The following is an 18,970-nucleotide window of genomic DNA, read 5'->3' as shown; positions in this document are numbered from 1 at the left end:
ATACTTATTGTATTTTATGCGGATTTTTTGCGTGCACAAACGTCGATTAGTCCGAAAATCCCAGCTGAATAAAACGATGAACCCAGAATTTAACACCTGAGCGCCAAAATATCCGCAAGAAAGCCCTTTAAAGGCATATCTTTACAGCAATAGCTGGTGCGGATATAGTTGCTCAAATCTAAAAAAAGGTCAGTGTGCATGAAATCGTTTGTTGTGATAATGGTCTTGGTATTTTCCAGTTCTGCCTCTGTAGCAGACACTAGCGATCTGCCGCGGTGGCAGCAGCAGGCTGGTGAAGTCATCATTACTCGTGACACATGGGGCATTCCTCATGTGTATGGCAAAACTGACGCTAATGCGGTTTTTGGCATGATATACGCGCAGGCTGAAGATGATTTCAACCGTATTGAACTCAATTACCTTAATGCCATGGGCCGCCTAGCTGAATCAGAGGGTGAAAGTCAGCTATATCGTGACCTTCGCATGAAGCTGTATATCGACCCTGTCGACATGCAAAAGAAGTATAGCGAGAGCCCTGCTTATCTGCAAAAACTGATGAATGCGTGGGCGGATGGTCTGAACTACTACCTATACACTCATCCTGATGTCACTCCCAAAGTGCTCAAGCACTTTGAGCCTTGGATGGCATTGGCTTTCACTGAAGGTAGTATTGGTGGCGATATCGAAAGCATCAATATAGAGGCGCTTGAAAGTTTCTATGGTCAACGTAAAGGCGACGCGGTTATTACTGCACTCACTCAAGACCCTAATACAGAGCCACGAGGGTCGAATGGTATTGCTATCGCACCGAAAAACACCAAAAATGGTAAGGCACTGCTACTTATTAATCCACACACCTCATTTTATTTCCGCGCTGAAGTGCATATGCGCAGCGATGAAGGATTGAATGCTTATGGTGCAGTTACTTGGGGGCAATTCTTTATCTATCAGGGCTTTAATGAAAATACAGGCTGGATGCATACTTCCAGTGGGGCTGATTTCATTGATGAGTATCTTGAAACTGTCGAACAACGTAAAGATGGGCATTATTATAAACACGGTAATAGCTGGAAAAAACTACGCGAAAGAAAAATTAACTTGCCGTATAAAACCGAAAAGGGACAAAGCTCAAAAACGCTTACAGTTTATTATAGCCACCGCGGCCCTATCGTTAGAGAGCTCGATGGTAAATGGGTCAGTGTTGCGTTAATGCAGAATCCAATTGACGCACTAAAGCAGTCTTATGGTCGCACAAAAACCAAAAACTACGCCGACTACAAAGAGAAGATGCGGTTACATACCAATTCCTCAAATAACACGCTGTTTGCCGATGCAGAAGGCAATATTGCCTATTTTCATGGCAATTTTATTCCTCGCCGAGATCCTTCATTTGACTGGACAAAACCGGTCGATGGCAGCAACCCCGATACAGATTGGAAAGGTGTGCACACACTCGAAGAAACCGTTAGTGGTCTTAATCCAAAAAGTGGTTATTTAAATAATACCAATAACTGGCCATGGATGATGGCAGGGCCAAAATACAGTCCCAAAGCTGAAGACTATCCCAAGTATATGGAAAATTTTCCAGAGAATTATCGTGGTATTCACGCTATTGAGGTACTCGACGGTAAGCAAGGCTTTACTCTTGATAGTTTGGCTGAGGCAGCCTATAGCGATCACTTAACTGCCTTTACTGTTTTGCTGCCGGTGTTATACAAAGCGTATGATGCTGCTCCAGTTGCAGACCTTGCGGACCAGATCGCGCTGCTTAGAGCATGGGATCATCGCTCAGGCGTCGACTCAAAAGCAACATCACTGGCGGTATTTTGGGGCCAAGAGCTCAGACGTAAAGCTGGCGATAATGAAACCGCGAGAATCAATGCCGCAGATCGGGGTCTTAGTTTTAGTCAGTATGTAGCTGAGTATACCGCTCAAATTGGTGTACTAACATTATCTGAAGCAAAGGCAAAGCTGATAGCTGATTTTGGCAGCGCAGAAACGCCTTGGGGCCAGATAAATAGATTTCAGCGTTTAACAGGTGACATTGTTCAACCCTTTGACGATGCTGCACCAAGTATTCCGGTTGGCTTTACTTCTGCTAGATGGGGATCATTAGCTGCGTATGGTCAGCGTACATTCAATGATACCAAACGTATATATGGAACACGCGGTAATAGTTTTGTCGCTGTAGTTGAATTTGGTGATAAGGTCAAAGCAAAGGCGATTTCCGCAGGTGGCCAAAGTGGTGATCCCGCAAGTCCGCATTTTAATGATCAAGCACCACTTTATGCAGCTGGAAAATTAAGAGATGTGTATTTTTATGCAGAAGATATTAAAAAAAATACCGTGCGTGAATATCATCCGGGTGAATAAATAGCATACTAATTTGTTGATGCGTTTAAATATTGGCGTGATCGGACAGTAACGTTTGAGACCAATAATAAATCGTTAATTTTCTTAGGATAATACGGCTTAAAATGCGGCTTAAATAGGTGTGAAATCGTGTTTATCATTCATGGTTTAATGTGTTAACTTGCCTGTACATATTGAACTGAGGTGACGTCGTGATGCGTGCAAACAATTTAACTGAGATGGTGGGCAATACAGACCTACTTAAAATAGAATCACTATCAGCACTCACCGGCTGCAATATTTACGTAAAATGCGAATATCAAAACCCAGGTGGTTCAATTAAAGACAGAGCTGCCCTGCAAATGGTGTTAGATGCCCAAGAAAAAGGCGATTTAAAGCCAGGCATGACAATAGTGGAAGGCACCGCTGGCAACACTGGTATTGGACTTGCAATCGTGGCTAAGGCGCTTGGGTATAATCTTCAAGTGGTAATGCCAAAAGGCCAAACCATCGAAAAAGAACGCTTAATTAGCCTGCATGGTGCACAGTTACTGTTAGTCGATCCTTGCCCATTTAAAAATCCAGCGCATTTTTATCATACGGCTAAACGCATTGGTGAAGAAAATATAAATTATTGGTGGGCAAATCAATTTGAAAACTTAAGTAATTATCGCGCTCATTACCTGCATACAGGACCCGAAATTTGGCAACAAACTGAAGGCAAAATCGATGTGTTTGTATCCGTTTGCGGCACCGGTGGAACCATTGGGGGAAGTTCAGACTACCTTAAACAGCAAAATGAGAACATCAAAGTTTGGCTTGTTGATCCGGATGGCTCTGGGATATATAATTTTCTAAAAGATAACGAATACAAGTCGCAAGGTGGCTCATTTACTGAGGGCATCGGTATTATGCGCACCGTCGATAATTTCCGTCAGGCCAAAATTGATTATGCGGTCAACTTACCCGATTCTGATTTAATTACCGTTGCACATTATTTGGCGGCCAATGATGGTATTGTGCTTGGCAGTAGTTCAGCGCTTAATGTTGCCGGAGCGCTTCGTGCGGCAGCTGCATCAGGCCCTGGTAAAACGATAGTAACCTTTGCTTGTGATTTAGGTGAGCGTTCATATTCAAAGCTTTACAATCCAGACTTTTTAAATGAAAAAAAATTAACCCAGCCTAATCCAGATGTTACCGCTTTGTTCGAGCGCTATAAGGCGCAAGCGATGGATAACGTCGTAGTCGTGTAAATTTACGTTTAGCTAAGTAATCGGCTTTTGCAATCTATGGCCTTGTTTATTTGCGTATTAGCAGTGTGCATCTGTGCCCCGTAATGACTTATTATAACGGTTTTATAGTCATCAGTTTATTTTTTAAATAGTGAGAAGGGCTATGTCCATACCAACGTTTAAATGCACGATTAAACGAGCTTTGGTCATTAAATCCTAATTTTATTGCTGTTGTGCTCAAAGGGTATTTTCCAATATACAGTAGCGATCGTCTTTTTCGTTCACGCTCTAGTAAGTTAGCAAAGGATATTTGTTCTTGTTTTAAGCGGCGCTGCAAGGTTCGAGGAGTCATGTTCAATGCACTTGCTACACGTATTAATGTGCAATCGTCCAATTCGTTTTTAGCCATTAATAAATGGTTAATCTTTTCAGTGACTAATTGCTGGCTTTTAAAACGAGACAGTTGTTGCTCTGATATCTGTTTAAGTGCAAGGTTAATTTGAGCGTTATCAGTTCTAAAAGCCTGTGTTAAATAGCTGCTAGGGAATACAATTTGGTTATATTGAGCATTGGTTTCAATTGGACAATTAAACCAGTTGGCTAGTATTGTTGTTTCAGCCTCGGGCCATGCTTGTGTGAAACAAATGCGACTAGGTGATAACTGCGTGTTTAATAGTTGACGAATAACGCTAACCCACGCAGTCATGTTACGTAAAATAACCTGCGGACTGCAGTTTGGGTCCGGTAGCCATCGGATAATAGCAATATCAGCTTGCTGTTCAAATTGGGCCTTTCCTATATCAGCCACCAAACTATCGTAAGTAAGAAGAGCTGAAATCGCACTTGCTAAGTTATCACTCGATTCTATTAAATATCCCAGTACACCGAAATCAGCGGTACGAATTTGCTGACCAAGTTTAAAACCGAATAAAGGCTCATTTAAACTGTATTTTGCATAATCAAGTAGTGCATTATAGCTACGTAAACTAATTCGAGGCGCAAGCTGTCGTGGCTGTTCATTATTGTACTCATGAAAATTAATAGCCACTAACACTTTCCGGCTGTCGAGGCCCAAAGTGTCTAAGTAATCAAGACTACTGGAAAAATAATGATCCGCAAGCGTGCTCATTTGTCGCCTAAAGCTAAAAAATGGTCGTGTTATCACAAGTTTGCCACGCAATATTTTTATATACTAGTAGCATTATCAAATAATCACGGTTGCAAGTACGATGTCAACACGCTCAAAACAGCATATCCTGACCATACTTCCAAAAGTGAGAGATATCTTTTTCGGTAATGAGAAATCACATGACTTTTTTAATCTGCGATTGTTAGTCATTAAAAGACAAGATGTAGGTAAGATTAAAGGTAATAACAGCGTTACTATGGAGATCAATATGCTTAGCGCCAAATTTAAGAGCAAATTATTGGCACCGATGATGCGCATAGTAGCTATTTGGTTTGAAGAGGAGCTTGCATGACTATCGAGATTATTTTACTCGCCCTTAGTCCTATCTTTATTCTTTTTGTGACGTATGAATTTATTAAGCATAGACACTATTACGATATCAAGGACAGTATGGCGAATAGCGTGCTTGCGCTTATGCACCAAGCGTCTGACGCAATTGCGTTGCTTTTGCTAATGCCGTTTTTTTATTGGCTTCACGATTATCGATTATTTGATATAGAACTGTCTGCCATAACCGTTATGAGCGCATTTATAGTGCAAGACTTTTTATATTATTGGTTTCATAAAGCATCGCACCATATCCATTGGCTATGGGCTGCGCATGTCGTCCATCACAGCTCGACAAAAATGAATTTTAGCACCGCCTTTAGGCAAAGCTTAATGTATCCGATCGCGGGTATGTGGTTGTTTTGGCTACCCATGATATTAATAGGCTTTGATCCCATTACTGTATTTACCGTGGTAGCGCTTAATTTGGCGTATCAATTTTTTGTTCACACACAAATAGTGAATAAGCTAGGCTGGTTTGAAAAAGTATTTAATACGCCTTCACATCATAGAGTGCATCATGCTATTAACTCGGACTACATCGACAAAAACTTCGCAGGAGTCCTTATAATTTGGGATAAATTATTTGGTACTTTTACTGAGGAAAAACTAACAGAACCTTGTAAATACGGCATTGTCGAGCAGATAAATAGTAATAACCCACTTACAATTACATTTCATCAGTGGATTTACTTAGGTAGAGGTGTTCTCAGTGCAAGAGGCCCTAAGGCGAAATTTAAAGTGCTATTTGGCAATCCGAAGCAGTCTTTGCATTAGGTTCATTGATCGTCACATATTGCCGGCTAATTCTGCTATCGGACAAGGTCTAGCAATACCGTATCCTTGTGAATAATGAACCCCAATTTCTTTTAATTTTAATTCGATATCACTGTTCTCGACAAATTCTGCCACCGTCTTTTTACCCATCACTGTCGCCACTTCATGAATTGACTTGACCATAGCATAATCAATAGGGTCCTCGACGATACCTTTAATAAAAACACCATCAATTTTTAAATAATCAACTGGTAGGTATTTTAAGTAAGCGAATGAGGATAATCCAGTACCAAAATCATCGAGAGCAAAGCGGCAGCCTTTCTCATGCATTGCATCAATAAAGGCGATGGCGTCAGTAAGATTGGAGATAGCCACTGTTTCTGTTATCTCAAAGCAGATTTTGGCAGCCGGAATTTTATAATACAGAAGTTTATCGATTACTGTTTGCTGAAACTCAGGCGCTGTTAACGACGGACCGGATATGTTAATTGAACAAAGTTCCAGTTCTGCAAGATGCTCTGGGTGCATAAATAAATATTCGAATTGATGTTCAATCACCCATTTATCAATTTTGGTCATTAGATGATAACGTTCTGCCGCCGGCAGAAAAGCGTTGGGTGGGATAATCCCCCCATTATCATCAAGCATGCGCAAAAGCACTTCATAGTGAAGGCCCGTTTCAGTTGTTGTTATGTTAGGTACAATCTTTTGAGCGTAAAGGCAGAAGTCATTGTTTTCTAGGGCGTGATTAATTTTATTCACCCATTCCATGTCGCCATGCAGCCGCGATGTGTCCGATTTGCCTTCCTGATAAATGCGAAAACAATTTCTACCAGCATCTTTCGCCGTATAACACGCAATATCTGCATCACGCAGTAAATCGGTGGTGTTTTTAATTGTTTGAGTCAGTGACGCGATACCAATGCTTGCCGTAATTGCAAAGGATTTTCCTTCCCAAAAAAATCTATACTGACCAATTTGATCAATCAGTTTTTGCGCGATTAAACCGACGTCCTTGATATTGCAAGACTGCATTAAAATACCAAATTCATCCCCGCCCAATCGCGCTAATACGTCGTTGCTTCGAATATGACTGTTGAGTAGATGCCCAATTTGGCGTAATAATTCGTCACCCGCTATATGCCCACAGGTGTCATTAATGATCTTAAACTGATCGAGATCGACGTAACAGAAAACAAACTCAGGCTGTTTACTTTGCATCGCCTGATTTAATAAAATTTCAAATCCTCGGCGATTAACTAAACCAGTCAATGCGTCATGATTAGCTTGGTAGGTCAGTTCTTTTTGGCTAGTATAAAGATCCTGCTCTCGTCGTTCACGCTCCTGAATGTCACTAGACATAATCCTCAACATTCGATTAATACCTTCCCCTAAATCGTCTAGTTCATTTTTCTTTTTAACATTGAGCACAGGTATATGATTATTACCGGGGTTGCTTGGATCTAAATCTTTGAGGGCAGAACTGACAGCGATAACCTTTTTCGTAACGATAAGATAGAAGACAAAAACAAGAATGAAGGCCATTAATATATTTCGTACCAAACCCGAAATGAGCACCAATAGCGAACGGTCTACGAAGCCTTCAGAGGCTAAAGCCGGATCTATGTAAATGCTTAAGTTACCAATGTTCTCTCCGGTCGCCGAATATAGAACGTGATTAAACTCCTTAATCTCACCAAATATGTCATATTTCTGAGTATGCTTTTTATCGGTAGCTAAGTGAGAACTGCGTTGAGCGAGTATTTCATGCGATTCATTAGTGATACTAACGGATGTGATATAGTGATATTGCAGAATCCCTTTAGCTACTTCTTCTGCCGCGGGTGAGTCTAAGTGAAAGGAAGCGTCAGCAGCGGCAAACTGATTAGCGGCCAAAATTTCTGTTGCAAATTTCTCCATAGCGTCCTGCTCACGAAGGTAGTCAAGACCTATTTGCAGAAAGCTGAGTAAAAAGCCAACAATTAGAGTGACCAGAATACAATTTTTAGCCAGTGTATATGAAAGGCTATCAGTAAACGGACGTTTGCTGATTGTCATTTTTTATGGCTACCCTCGCTCTCGACTTGCCGTTTCTTCAGCGCTTTATTCCATAAATTATCAATCCCGTTGCGAGTTTTACGGTCGAGTTCAGGCATCAAGACGATAACTGCCTCAGGATCATTTAGCGATTTTGCGTAAAAGCCTTGTTTTTGCTCCGTTGTCGCAGATTCGACCGTTCTCATATTGACAGGGTTAGTGCTTAAACCTTGCACTAGCACCTGAGCTTGAAATTCGGCACTAATGGTAAAGTTAAGCCATTCTTCTGCTATGCGTTTTAACACGGGGTTATAGGCCAACTCCCTACTCAAAACGTGATTATCAATCCAGCCCGGCACGCCTTCTTTAGGATGAGCCCATTTCCAAACTTCACCTCGTTGTTTTAATCCAGGTAGTGCAAAACCCCATGAGGACCCTAAGGCTTTGTGTTGCAGATCGTCTGCGGTATCGACTCCTACCCAAAGTGATTGTGTATTGCGCACCAACGCTGCGAGTTTGGTTTTAAATGCGGGGTTATTTAGTTGTTCAAAATCAGCCAAAGCAGCGGCGCTATAGCCCATTGCTAACGCTGTCAGATAGACATTAATCTCGCCATAATCAGCAATACTATATTGTCCGCGATACTTTGGTTCCCATAGCACGTTCCAGCTATCAGGCGCTTTATCAAACATCTCAGTATTGTATACTAAGCCGTAAGGCCCCCACGCAAATGGCAGACCATAATGTACGCCATCTTTGACTAAGTGATTTAACTGCTTGAAGGACGGGTTAAGTTCTTTGTAATTAGGTAAATTATCTAGATTTAAAGGAAGCAACAGCCCTGAGTCAATCATTCGAAAGCGTTTATCATTGATCCTGTTGTGCGCAGGACTGACGATGTCCGTCTTTTTTAAACGTAGAGCCTCAAAACCATCCTCAGCTTCTGCGATGTACTCTACCTTGAGAGTAAGCTGAACCGAATATTTATCTTTTATATGTTGTATAAATTGTTCACGTTGTGCCTCAGGCGCATAGCCTTCCCAAACTAGAAGACGCAACACGTGACTAGTTTCAGCAAACACATGACTGGGAACCAGCATGAATAGGAGTACTAGCAAGTTGAATATTGGTTTTGGAGCGGTGTATCTTAACATTAAGTTAATGACTCCCCCAGGTGCAAATAGCGCTCATTGATGTTACGTTTATACACATTAGTAAAAATTCAACAAGCCAATCAAGCCTCAACAACGAATTTTTAGTGTGTTTAAGTTGGCAACAATTCTTCCAGTTTTTAACATTACACCGCGTTGAAAAAATACACAAGATACTTGTTCTATACCCAAGAATAATACAAGACATGTATAAATTGAGTCAGCTACGGACCCTAGCTACTTCGCAATTGCGGCCAGCGAAGTATAAATACGTAGATATCGCTTATTCATACTTCTTAAACCAAGCTAAAATATTCTCCACTTTAGCCACTAAGCGTGAAGGTTTGCTCGCTATACTATGTGACGAACCGGGCACCTTAACCAACACGGTATCGACCTTTAGAAGCTTGAGTGCTTGATAATATTGCTCTGCTTCAGACATGGGCGTGCGTTTATCTTCTACCCCTACTATTAACATTGTTGGCGTGGCTACATTACCCACTAACGACAGCGGTGACCGTTCCCAATAATGCTCAACTTCTTCCCATGGCAAGCCCGGGAATTGATACGGAATTTGATATATACCACTGTCGGCTGTAAGTACTTTAGACAACCAATTAATAACAGGTTTAGCCACTACTGCTGCGTTGAATCGGTCAGTCAATCCAATCGCATAAGCGGCAGCAATGCCGCCAGCAGAGCCCCCGGTAATGTATAGCTTTTCAGGAGCAACTAAGCCTTTATCAATTAGCGCATCGATCCCTGACATGTGATCAGAAAAGTCATATTTTGATGAATATTTGTTTTGCAACAAAAGGGCGAAACGCTCGCCATAGCCAGTGCTTCCTCGATGGTTATTATAAAATACGATATAACCTTCTGCAGCCATGCGCTGTAACTCAGCAGAAAAGTGAGGGCCATATGCCAAATGCGGACCACCGTGAATTTCAGTAATTAAAGGATACTTTTTAGTGTTGTCATAGTCAGGTGGCAAGATATACCAACCATGAATTTCTTCACCGTCTATTGACGATGCGTAAGTAAACTCGTTAATAGCACCCAATGTTTTATGCCCTAATAAATCTTCATTCAATTGGGTTAGTTGTTTTTGCTTTTTGCCTTGCAGCGCATAAATATCGGCAGGGCGGTCGTGCCTTCCTTTGGTGAAGGCAAAAGTACCGCTGGCATAATCAAAAGTGCCACTAGTATATGGTCTTCCCAGTGTTGTACCGCCAAGGCCAGCAGTTACCTTGTTATGCTTTGCAGTCGACAGCGTTACAAAATCAATTTGTGTAATACCTCTGAGCATTTGCTGGTAGTAAAGCCCGGCGCTATCTTTCCAATGAAAATTAGACAGTGAACTATCGACGTTAGCCGACAAATTACGATCATTTTCACCACTGACTTCCATTACATGTAGATAGGTATTGCGATAGGCTAACTTTTTATCATCTCGTTTTGAGTAAGCTATGTATTCGCCGTTAGGGGACACCTTCGGATTGTTTTCACTGCCAGCAGCCTTGGTTAACTGAGTGAATTTTCGGTTCATATCGAGGGCAAAAATATCCGATTCACCAGGTTCATATTCCCAGTTATCTGAACGATTAGCTGAAAAGTAGATCTGTTGACTATCAGTTGCCCAGCTCAGTGAACCGCGATGATGGTAGTTGCCTGATGACAGCTGTCGAGCCGTGCCGCCTTCCGCAGGAACAACGAAGATTTGTGTGAATACCGGATCAAGCACACCTTGACCATCTGCTTGATATCTTGCTTTGGTAATATATTCAAATGGTTCTGCCCACTGCGCACCTTTAGGTTTTTCTGGCATGTTCACTTTAAATGGTTTTTCGTCCGACTTAACATTCATGGTAAACGCAATACTTTTACCATCGGGTGCCCAAGCAATAGATGATGGGGAAGAGGCTACGTTGGTAACTAGGGCTGTTTGACCCGTGTCCATCCATCGCACATAAAGTTGTGGTTTTCCTTCTGAATCGGAAACGAACGCTAGACGTTTACCGTTGGGCGACCAGCGAGGAGAATAATGATTCTTTTGTGAGGAAACAATGGGACGATGGCTTTCACCATTAGCATCAACAATCCATAAGCTGGAGCGAGTGCTGTCGGTCATAATGTCATTTGATCGTCGCACGTAAATAATATCTTGGCCGTTCGGTGACACTTGAGGATCAGCCGCGTACTCAAGCTCAAAAATATCCTCTGCTTGAAAGTGAGGATGTGCGATACCGTTTAGCTCTTTGCTAACAGAAGCTGCGGGCTGTGCTTCTTTTGCGTGTAGTACACTCGCAGAAAATGCGGCGCTTAGTAAAAGTAAACTTCCTATAATTGAATATGTTAAAGACGTTTGTGGTTTTTTTGCAGTATGCCTTGCTGCCTTTGCATTAATGCTTAGCTTCATTATTATTACTATCCCTAAACTGTTTGTATGCATCCAAGGCGGCTTAATGGCCTCTTTTTACATGCTGGCTGTTATTGTCAATAATTATACCTAGACCATAAATGATCACTGATTGACTGCCAACTATTTTTGCTAAGTTACTATTCATTTTGTTTATTCCGGCTATCAAGACCTTGTTAGATAAGAGGATCAAGGTAACATGGTTCATACATTAAAAAATAAGGTGTAGGTTATTTATGAAAGCCCAATTTACTACTTTTATTCCACCTTTCAGAACATTGATGGGTCCGGGCCCTTCAGATGTCGACCCTCGTATATTAAACGCACTATCTCGTCCAACGGTTGGGCACTTAGATCCTGCATTTATCCAATTAATGGATGAAGTGAAATTATTACTACAATACGCTTTTCAAACTGAAAACCAGCTAACAATGCCTGTTTCTGCTCCTGGCTCTGCTGGAATGGAATCTGTATTTGTTAATCTATTAGAACCTGGCGACAAAGTAATAGTGTGCCAAAACGGGGTGTTTGGTGGCCGTATGCAGCAAAACGCTATACGTTGTGGTGCAACCGCCGTTATGGTGCAAGACAATTGGGGTAAGCCAACAGACCTGCATAAATTGGAAGACGCCCTAAAAGCCAATCCTGATGCCAAAGCCGTTGCTTTTGTGCATGCAGAAACATCAACCGGTGTGCGTAACGATGCAAAGGCTATGTGCGCATTGGCAAAGCAATACGACTGCTTGACCATAGTCGATGCGGTGACATCTCTAGGCGGTATTGACCTTGACGTAGACGGATGGCAAGTAGATGCTATTTATTCAGGCACGCAAAAATGCCTATCTTGTGTACCTGGTTTATCTCCTATTTCATTTAGCCAACAAGCCGTTGATGTTATTAAAAACCGTAAAACCAAGGTGCAAAGTTGGTTCTTAGATATGGAGCTCGTTATGGCCTACTGGGGTCAAGGCGGAAAGCGTGCCTACCACCATACTGCGCCCGTAAATAGCATATATGCCTTGCATGAATCGTTACGGATTTTGCACGAGGAGGGGTTACAAGCAGCTTGGCAGCGTCATGCTGATATGCACTTGGCACTTAAAGCGGGCCTAGAAAATATAGGTCTTGAGTTTATAGTTGAAGAAACCTACCGCTTACCGCAGCTTAATTTGGTTGGTATTCCTGATGGGGTTGAAGATGCTAAAACCCGAGCTCAATTACTCAATGAATTCGATCTAGAAATAGGTGCCGGTTTAGGTGAACTAGCTGGAAAAGCTTGGCGTATAGGCTTAATGGGACATGGCAGCAATAGAAAGAATGTCGATTACTGCGTTAACGCATTAACGTCGGTTCTTAGACGCTAATTAGGCAGAATAATAGCTGGGTTCATTTGCTTAAAATTAAATTTCAAAGTAATTGGTAAAACACTTATACAATTGTGTGCCACCTAGCACACTGGCCGATGGAAAGTGCAATATGGGTATTAAATCACATGGTGCTTTGACAAAACTAATGGCTTGCTCATCATCAAGTAAATCAATGTTAAGCACTTGCGCCATCAATTCACCTTTTTTAATAAACTGCCCTGGCTTTGCTACATATTCGACCATCCCACCAAAACGGCTGTACATTATCTTATAGTCTCTTAGATAGACGCCATAACGTGTTATATTTTCGGGCTTTTGTAAGGGCGTTTCAAAACATTTTTTGTATGATAAGTATGAAAGGATCCCTTTGGAATCGGCCTTGCCGGCATCAAAATCGATGACTTCTTGAGAACCCATTTCAACTGTAAACGCTTCAATCCCAAAGTCCCACTCGGAATCAGGAAAGCGCTCTATCAAGGACTCCGTTAAACACCACCAAGGACAAAATGTGGCTTCATCTAAAGCCCCAGAAAATACGTTATTAATTAAGATTACATGCGGAATATTGAAATATTTAGCTGATTCTCTGGCATACTCAGGAACATAAATATGTCGAGTAGAAACAGGTCCGTTGTGAAGATCTAAAACGATATCCGCTTCTAGTGCCATGAGTTGCAATTTTAGGTTTAAACACTCGGCCAGTCCCAGTCCCCATTCATTGTTTAACCTTTCTTCAATCGACACTCTCAGTCTGCTGCGATATTCTTGCTTCAATTCACTGATATCCATATCAGGATTTATTTTATCGGCAAATTCAGAAATTAATTCTTTATTGTAGTGGTAGGCTCTATTCCAGTTTTGGCCGTTAACCGGATCGAAACGCCCCAATGTATACTCTCCTGACTTTAAATTACTACCGACTGGGTTGCAGTTGGGAACCAACGTAACTTCTCCTCGCAGTGGCGCACCTTGGAGTTCTTTGAGAAGATGAAGCAGGACCACGTTTCCTTGAACTTCGGCACCGTGTATTGAACTTTGGATATACACTTTGGGGCCGGGCACATTGCTGACAAACTTATACACGGGTACGTTCAAATTTCTTCCTGAGACGTTTTGTGCGACCACAAGATATTCTTTAGAAAACTTTACTTTTAATGATGACATTAGACTTAAACGTTCTGAAGGAAGCATTCCCTCAGTGTAAAATAGTGCCCTGCTTAGTCAAGGCTTTATAAATCATTCACCAATTACGCAGCGTTATAAAGTTCAGTATTGAAATTGATTTTGGTGATAGTCATATAACATTTTGTTTGACTAGCCAGCGCCATTTCAGCATGTTATTTTTTTACTACGATATCAGCGCATTTCTGTGCCTTATTTTTGTGAAAAGGGTGATGAATACAGCGTCAATATGGCTATAAATATAAACAGCCACAAGCTGCACTCTTCAAAAAGAAGCTTTATCACTAGTAAACAACAACCGGCTTAACAACGTTTAAAAGGAAAATTCAAATGACCAAATCAAAACAGCTATTTAGTACCATTTCATCCAAGGGTGAACTTTCATTCTCATTAGTAGAAGTTGATGTACCTAAGCCAAAACCTCACGAAGTTGTTGTTAAAATTGAAGCTGCACCGATTAACCCATCCGATATGTGGCCAATGTTTGGTCCAGCTGACTTACGTGCAGCGAGCTTTTCTGATGACGGTAAAACACTTAAAGCACCGTTACATAAAGGTATGTTATCAAAAGTAAAACCACGCCTAGATCAAACATTACCAATCGGTAATGAAGGTGCGGGAACTGTCGTCGCCGCTGGTGATAGCCCTCAGGCCCAAGCGTTAATTGGTAAAACGGTTGCCGTCCTTTCAGGTGCTACCTATACCGAATATTGCTGTGTACCAGTTCAAGCTTGCATTGTGCATAATGAAGGTACAACGCCAAGACAGGCGGCATCGTCTTTTGTCAATCCACTAACTGCCCTCAGTATGGTTGAGACGATGCGTCAAGAAGGTCATCAGGCATTAGTGCATACTGCGGCAGCGTCGAGCTTGGGCATTATGCTGAATAAAATATGCATTCAAGCCGGGGTTGATTTGGTAAACATTGTTCGTAAACAAGAACAAGTCGATATGTTGGAAGCGTTGGGTGCAAAGTATGTTGTTAATTCAAGCGCTGAAAACTTTCAGAAGGATTTATACAAAGCCATCAATGCGACGGGTGCGACGCTCGCGTTTGACGCAATTGGTGGCGGTACGGTAGTGAGCGATATTTTAACGGCAATGGAAGCGGTTGGAAGTAAAGACGCAACGGGCTTTAATACCTATGGTTCAGCGCAAAATAAACAAGTTTATATTTACGGTGGACTGGACTTCTCGCCGAGTGTCTTAAACCGAGCGTATGGCATGACTTGGGGAATTGGCGGATGGTTGCTAATGCGTTTCTTAGGTAAGTTAGAAATTACCCAAGTAGTGGCTATGCATAAACGAGTGGCCGATGAAATCAACACTACTTTTGCGCTCGATTTTAGTGACGAAATTAGCTTAGAAGAGGCTATGCAGCCTGCAAATATTGCGCGCTATAATGCAAAGAAGACGGGTGAAAAATTCCTAATTAATCCGTCTAAGTAAGTTCTGGTGGCCAATTTTTGAGGGCTTCAATTGAAGCCCTTTTTCATAGCATTACCTGTCTTTCGGAAAAACCACATTTTCAGGGTACTTGGCAGTGATTGTAGAGAAAAAACCATATACCTTTTGCATGTCGTTCTCGAAATTACCTTGACTCAAAAATACAGGCCCAAACACAATGCGTTTGCGCTCATAATCAAAGCCAATTAATATAATGTGGGCCTTTGCTTGATGTGCAATGGCTAAAAAACCGGTTTTCCAAGGAAATTTAGGAGAACGAGTTCCCTCAGGAGCAACCGCTAAAACCATTTTCTCTTGTGCATTGAATTGACTCACTACTTCACCAACCACACCGCGAGCTGATTTTCGGTTAACAGGTATGCCCCCAATTAATTCAAGCAACTGTTTGACCACGGGTACAAAAATGCTGTGCTTTCCTAAAAAACGGATTTTGATTCGCAGGGCAAACAACAAGGTGACACCTAAAAAGAAATCCCAGTTTGAGGTGTGTGGTGCAATAGCTAACACCAGTTTAGGGTGCTGTGGTAATTCTCCTTCGAACTTCCAGCCGGTGATACTGAGCAGTGAGTCACCAAGCCATCCTGTGAATTTATTACCCCCTTGCGGCGGACTATTCGGATTATCAGTGATTGAGTTATTAATAACTTACACACCTCTTGTTGAAAGTGACACCAACGTTGCTTGCAATGAGCACTTCAAATTTCATTAACCTAGGCTTCATAAAGCTGCGTTCCAACTTGTTTTCATTCTTCCATCATAGTGAGTTAATTTTGCATAAACAACTTTTTAAAATGCTTGCTTGTATATCAGGCCCATGGGTAACATGTGTCTTGCGTAGCGTTACATCTTTTGGACCAGCGGAGAACTTCACCTACAATGACCACCACGACCAACCAGTTATTGCTAGGTGACTGTCTACAAAAAATGAATGAAATTGCCAATTCATCGGTTGATTTGATTTATTTAGACCCCCCGTTTTTTACTGAGCGTAAACACAAGCTTAAAAATCGGCAGCGGACCAAAGAATTTAGTTTTGATGATACTTGGAAGCAAAAGTCTAGCTATGCTGAGTTTTTGCACCAACGGATCCTAAAAATGCGAGATTTATTAAAAGATACAGGCAGTATCTTTGTGCACTGTGACAAAATGGCTAATCATATTGTTCGAGGTGTGCTTGATGATGTGTTTGGCTCTGAGTATTTCCAATCGGAAATTATATGGCAATACAAACGCTGGTCCAATGCTAAAAAAGGGCTTTTGCCAAGCCATCAAAACATCTACTTTTATAGTAAAACGCACGACTTTACCTTCAACAAAGTTTTTATGCCTTATTCAGAGGCAACCAATCTCGACCAAATATTGCAAAGACGAACCCGCGATAAGCACAACAAATCTATCTACGCTCGCGACGAACAAGGTAGTATTAAACAGGCCGATGCCAAGCAAGGTGTGCCCTTAAGTGACGTTTGGGATATTCCTTACCTGAATCCAAAGGCAAGAGAGCGGGTGGGATACCCAACCCAAAAACCGTTGCTGCTATTGGAACGAATTATTGCACTTGTTACTAATCAAAATGACCTTGTATTAGACCCTTTTTGTGGCAGCGGAACGACCTGCGTAGCAGCAAGTTTAGCGAACAGAAAATACATTGGTATCGACCAGTCAGAAGATGCTATCGAACTGTCGCAAACAAGACTAGATAAGCCAGTTAAAACCCAATCTACGTTAATGCAAAAAGGCCGTAAGGCTTTTGAAAACGCAAATATACAAGCGTTACAATGCTTAGCGGATATTGCTTATAATCCGGTGCATAGAAACCAAGGTATTGATGCCATATTGGTCGAACATCATCACGGTGCGCCAGTATTGGTGAAAGTACAAAAAGAGGCAGAAACGCTGCAACAGGCTAAACAATTACTACGTAACGCGATGAATGTTAAAGCATCAAAAATGGGTTTTTTAATACAGACTCAGCTAGCACAAGATGAATATAGCGCTGAGGCTAAACAAGATACACAGGAACAAGATATAAGCGCTAATATTCATGTAATTGCAACGGTTGAACTTAGTATTAAGCGAAGGTATGAGTAGAATCTGCATACCGCTATAGTGGATAGACTGGACTGAGTTGAAAAAGGTCTGAGATATCTATTACATTTCATCAATCAACATAAGATGGAATATCTATGAAAAACAGCTATAGCTTTAAACTTCTAATCGTTATTGCATTATTTTCTATCAGCTCGACCATTCTCAAAGCCGATGTTTTCTAAGGTGCGGCAACAAAATCGTAAATGAGGGAGACACAACAATTGAAGTTGAACTAATATGCGGTCAACCATTTGATTCGGAATTACTTGGTCAAGTTAAACGTTAATACGATCGCATACAATAATTCAGTGCTAAATTAAAACGTAATTGACTGGTGACAAAATTATGCATATTGTTTGTCGGTAGACTACATTGTATTGGCCCACAGTCGTGTTGCTTTTGCATCGCCAAGCAAAGGACAAAAGTAAGAAAGTCATTTAGATTTGTCTTAGCCTAGGCAGGTAAAGCAAACATAGGCTATCTTTGTATCGAGATTAACAATCGAAGTCCTTGGACTCATATAGCTTTGGAGAATATTAAAGTGTCAAAAAAAAATCAAGATCCAGCAAAAAAGAAAGTGAAAAGTGACAAAGTAAAAGACAAAAGCATGCTTGAAGACATCAATGCCAAGCTGAAGTCGGGCCAAAAAGAACTACAAAAGCAAGTCGACGAACTACGGTCTCAGGTTAAAGCCTTGAGTAAAGATACAGGCAAAACTGCAGGTAAGTTAATTAAAAAAATTGATAAAAACTACCATAAAAAATTGGCTCAGTTGCACAATGAGTTTGACGGACGAATGAAGTCTGTGCACAAAGCACAAGATAAAATAATTGGCCAATTGCCAACAGAACTGGTTGAAAAGCTTCATCTGAAAGCTAATAATGTTGTAAAGCCGACAAAAAAAACCTCGAAAAAAGCCACGGTTAAAGTGGATGATAAGAGCACCGAAAAATCAAAAACGGTAGCAAAAACAACAAAGTCAAAAACACTGCAAAAGGCACCAACTATTGCTTCAATAAAGGGTATTGGTCCGGTGATCCAGCAAAAGCTTGCTGATGCAGGTTTTACCAGCCTTGAAGATCTAGCCAACATTCCAGCAAGTAAGACTGAGTCGTTAAAACCGTTTGAAAAAATCAGAGGGTTTACTACTTGGCAACAAGAAGCCCAGGCATTACTCGATAATAAGTAGCATTAACTGCCGCGCAAGATTGGCCCGAACGCACAAGGCTTGAGTCATTAAATGTAACAGGACGACGTCTGACCCTGAATGCATTTTGGGGATGTAATGACCAACAAGAACATGAAATATGTTAAAAAGGATGCGCTAGGCATCCTTTAAAATGTGCTTAATTACGTAAATAATAGATTAAAAACTGTAA

Annotated in this window: 15 protein-coding genes; 9 read left to right on the top strand and 6 right to left on the bottom strand. The window is 41.3% G+C overall.

The features are described from left to right. Positions 1–198: 198 nt before the first annotated feature. Both CXF81_RS04660 and CXF81_RS04655 read left to right on the top strand, forming a co-directional pair. A complete protein-coding gene (locus tag CXF81_RS04660; protein WP_101180211.1) occupies positions 199–2,373 on the top strand; it encodes a penicillin acylase family protein in 2,175 nt (724 codons plus the stop codon). Positions 2,374–2,567: 194 nt separating this feature from the next. Then, positions 2,568–3,605, top strand: coding sequence for a cysteine synthase A (locus tag CXF81_RS04655; RefSeq protein WP_101180210.1), 1,038 nt, complete (start codon positions 2,568–2,570; stop codon positions 3,603–3,605). Positions 3,606–3,696: 91 nt separating this feature from the next. Here CXF81_RS04655 and CXF81_RS04650 read toward each other — a convergent pair whose 3' ends face one another. After that, a complete protein-coding gene (locus tag CXF81_RS04650) occupies positions 3,697–4,713 on the bottom strand; it encodes an AraC family transcriptional regulator (RefSeq protein WP_101180209.1) in 1,017 nt (338 codons plus the stop codon). 100 nt (positions 4,714–4,813) lie between these two features. Here CXF81_RS04650 and CXF81_RS04645 point away from each other — a divergent pair, with 100 nt between their 5' ends. Continuing rightward, on the top strand, positions 4,814–5,065 hold the full coding sequence (locus CXF81_RS04645; RefSeq protein ID WP_101180208.1) for a hypothetical protein: 252 nt from the start codon (positions 4,814–4,816) through the stop codon (positions 5,063–5,065). Next, a complete protein-coding gene (locus CXF81_RS04640) occupies positions 5,062–5,877 on the top strand; it encodes a sterol desaturase family protein (protein ID WP_101180207.1) in 816 nt (271 codons plus the stop codon). The genes CXF81_RS04645 and CXF81_RS04640 overlap by 4 nt, the downstream gene beginning before the upstream one ends. A gap of 12 nt (positions 5,878–5,889) precedes the next feature. On the opposite strand, the gene CXF81_RS04635 is transcribed toward CXF81_RS04640, so the two are convergent. From CXF81_RS04635 to CXF81_RS04625, 3 genes are all read right to left on the bottom strand, one after another. After that, positions 5,890–7,935, bottom strand: coding sequence for an EAL domain-containing protein (locus CXF81_RS04635; RefSeq protein WP_101180206.1), 2,046 nt, complete (start codon positions 7,933–7,935; stop codon positions 5,890–5,892). Continuing rightward, complete coding sequence (locus CXF81_RS04630; RefSeq protein WP_101180205.1) at positions 7,932–9,068, bottom strand: PotD/PotF family extracellular solute-binding protein; 1,137 nt, start codon at positions 9,066–9,068, stop codon at positions 7,932–7,934. The genes CXF81_RS04635 and CXF81_RS04630 overlap by 4 nt, the downstream gene beginning before the upstream one ends. 280 nt (positions 9,069–9,348) lie before the next feature. Then, positions 9,349–11,484 (bottom strand): S9 family peptidase, encoded by a 2,136-nt coding sequence (locus tag CXF81_RS04625; RefSeq protein WP_101180204.1) that lies wholly within the window; start codon positions 11,482–11,484, stop codon positions 9,349–9,351. 236 nt (positions 11,485–11,720) lie between these two features. Here CXF81_RS04625 and CXF81_RS04620 point away from each other — a divergent pair, with 236 nt between their 5' ends. Further along, positions 11,721–12,848: an alanine--glyoxylate aminotransferase family protein gene (locus tag CXF81_RS04620; RefSeq protein WP_101180203.1), complete on the top strand. Its 1,128-nt coding sequence runs from the start codon at positions 11,721–11,723 to the stop codon at positions 12,846–12,848. A 36-nt stretch (positions 12,849–12,884) separates the two neighbouring features. Here the strand turns inward: CXF81_RS04620 and CXF81_RS04615 are convergent, their stop codons facing one another. Then, entirely contained in the window at positions 12,885–14,015 is a 1,131-nt protein-coding gene (locus CXF81_RS04615; RefSeq protein ID WP_101180202.1) for a succinylglutamate desuccinylase/aspartoacylase family protein, read from the bottom strand. A 348-nt stretch (positions 14,016–14,363) separates the two neighbouring features. On the opposite strand from CXF81_RS04615, the gene CXF81_RS04610 reads away from it, so the two are divergent. After that, positions 14,364–15,482, top strand: coding sequence for a zinc-binding dehydrogenase (locus CXF81_RS04610; protein ID WP_101180201.1), 1,119 nt, complete (start codon positions 14,364–14,366; stop codon positions 15,480–15,482). A 51-nt stretch (positions 15,483–15,533) separates the two neighbouring features. On the opposite strand, the gene CXF81_RS04605 is transcribed toward CXF81_RS04610, so the two are convergent. After that, positions 15,534–16,007 carry a 1-acyl-sn-glycerol-3-phosphate acyltransferase gene (locus CXF81_RS04605; protein ID WP_101180200.1) on the bottom strand — a complete coding sequence of 158 codons (474 nt, stop codon included), beginning with the start codon at positions 16,005–16,007 and terminating at the stop codon, positions 15,534–15,536. Positions 16,008–16,376: 369 nt separating this feature from the next. Between CXF81_RS04605 and CXF81_RS04600 the strand changes: the two genes are divergently transcribed. The 3 genes from CXF81_RS04600 (at position 16,377) to CXF81_RS04590 (ending at position 18,780) form a co-directional block, all read left to right on the top strand. Continuing rightward, positions 16,377–17,591, top strand: coding sequence for a site-specific DNA-methyltransferase (locus tag CXF81_RS04600; protein WP_101180199.1), 1,215 nt, complete (start codon positions 16,377–16,379; stop codon positions 17,589–17,591). Between the two features lie 136 nt (positions 17,592–17,727). Beyond that, the gene (locus CXF81_RS20610) at positions 17,728–17,877 is read left to right on the top strand and encodes a DUF2845 domain-containing protein (RefSeq protein ID WP_101180258.1); all 150 of its coding nucleotides are present in this window, start codon (positions 17,728–17,730) and stop codon (positions 17,875–17,877) included. A 255-nt stretch (positions 17,878–18,132) separates the two neighbouring features. Next, entirely contained in the window at positions 18,133–18,780 is a 648-nt protein-coding gene (locus tag CXF81_RS04590; RefSeq protein WP_101180198.1) for a hypothetical protein, read from the top strand. Positions 18,781–18,970 lie beyond the last annotated feature (190 nt).

Origin of the sequence: Glaciecola sp. 33A (assembly GCF_002836745.1) — a bacterium.
Taxonomy (GTDB): Bacteria; Pseudomonadota; Gammaproteobacteria; order Enterobacterales; family Alteromonadaceae; genus Glaciecola.
The sequence above is the reverse complement of the archived record's forward strand: the minus strand, read 5'-3'. Positions and strand labels throughout refer to the sequence as shown.

Bases quoted from the DNA above. Each gene is read 5' to 3' on its own strand.
- CXF81_RS04630 (WP_101180205.1), bottom strand. From the start codon at position 9,068: ATGTTAAGATACACCGCTCCAAAACCAATATTCAACTTGCTAGTACTC.
- CXF81_RS04660 (WP_101180211.1), top strand. From the start codon at position 199: ATGAAATCGTTTGTTGTGATAATGGTCTTGGTATTTTCCAGTTCTGCC.
- CXF81_RS04625 (WP_101180204.1), bottom strand. From the start codon at position 11,484: ATGAAGCTAAGCATTAATGCAAAGGCAGCAAGGCATACTGCAAAAAAA.
- CXF81_RS04600 (WP_101180199.1), top strand. From the start codon at position 16,377: ATGACCACCACGACCAACCAGTTATTGCTAGGTGACTGTCTACAAAAA.
- CXF81_RS04650 (WP_101180209.1), bottom strand. From the start codon at position 4,713: ATGAGCACGCTTGCGGATCATTATTTTTCCAGTAGTCTTGATTACTTA.
- CXF81_RS04640 (WP_101180207.1), top strand. From the start codon at position 5,062: ATGACTATCGAGATTATTTTACTCGCCCTTAGTCCTATCTTTATTCTT.
- CXF81_RS04620 (WP_101180203.1), top strand. From the start codon at position 11,721: ATGAAAGCCCAATTTACTACTTTTATTCCACCTTTCAGAACATTGATG.
- CXF81_RS04635 (WP_101180206.1), bottom strand. From the start codon at position 7,935: ATGACAATCAGCAAACGTCCGTTTACTGATAGCCTTTCATATACACTG.
- CXF81_RS04645 (WP_101180208.1), top strand. From the start codon at position 4,814: ATGTCAACACGCTCAAAACAGCATATCCTGACCATACTTCCAAAAGTG.
- CXF81_RS04615 (WP_101180202.1), bottom strand. From the start codon at position 14,015: ATGTCATCATTAAAAGTAAAGTTTTCTAAAGAATATCTTGTGGTCGCA.
- CXF81_RS04610 (WP_101180201.1), top strand. From the start codon at position 14,364: ATGACCAAATCAAAACAGCTATTTAGTACCATTTCATCCAAGGGTGAA.
- CXF81_RS04655 (WP_101180210.1), top strand. From the start codon at position 2,568: ATGCGTGCAAACAATTTAACTGAGATGGTGGGCAATACAGACCTACTT.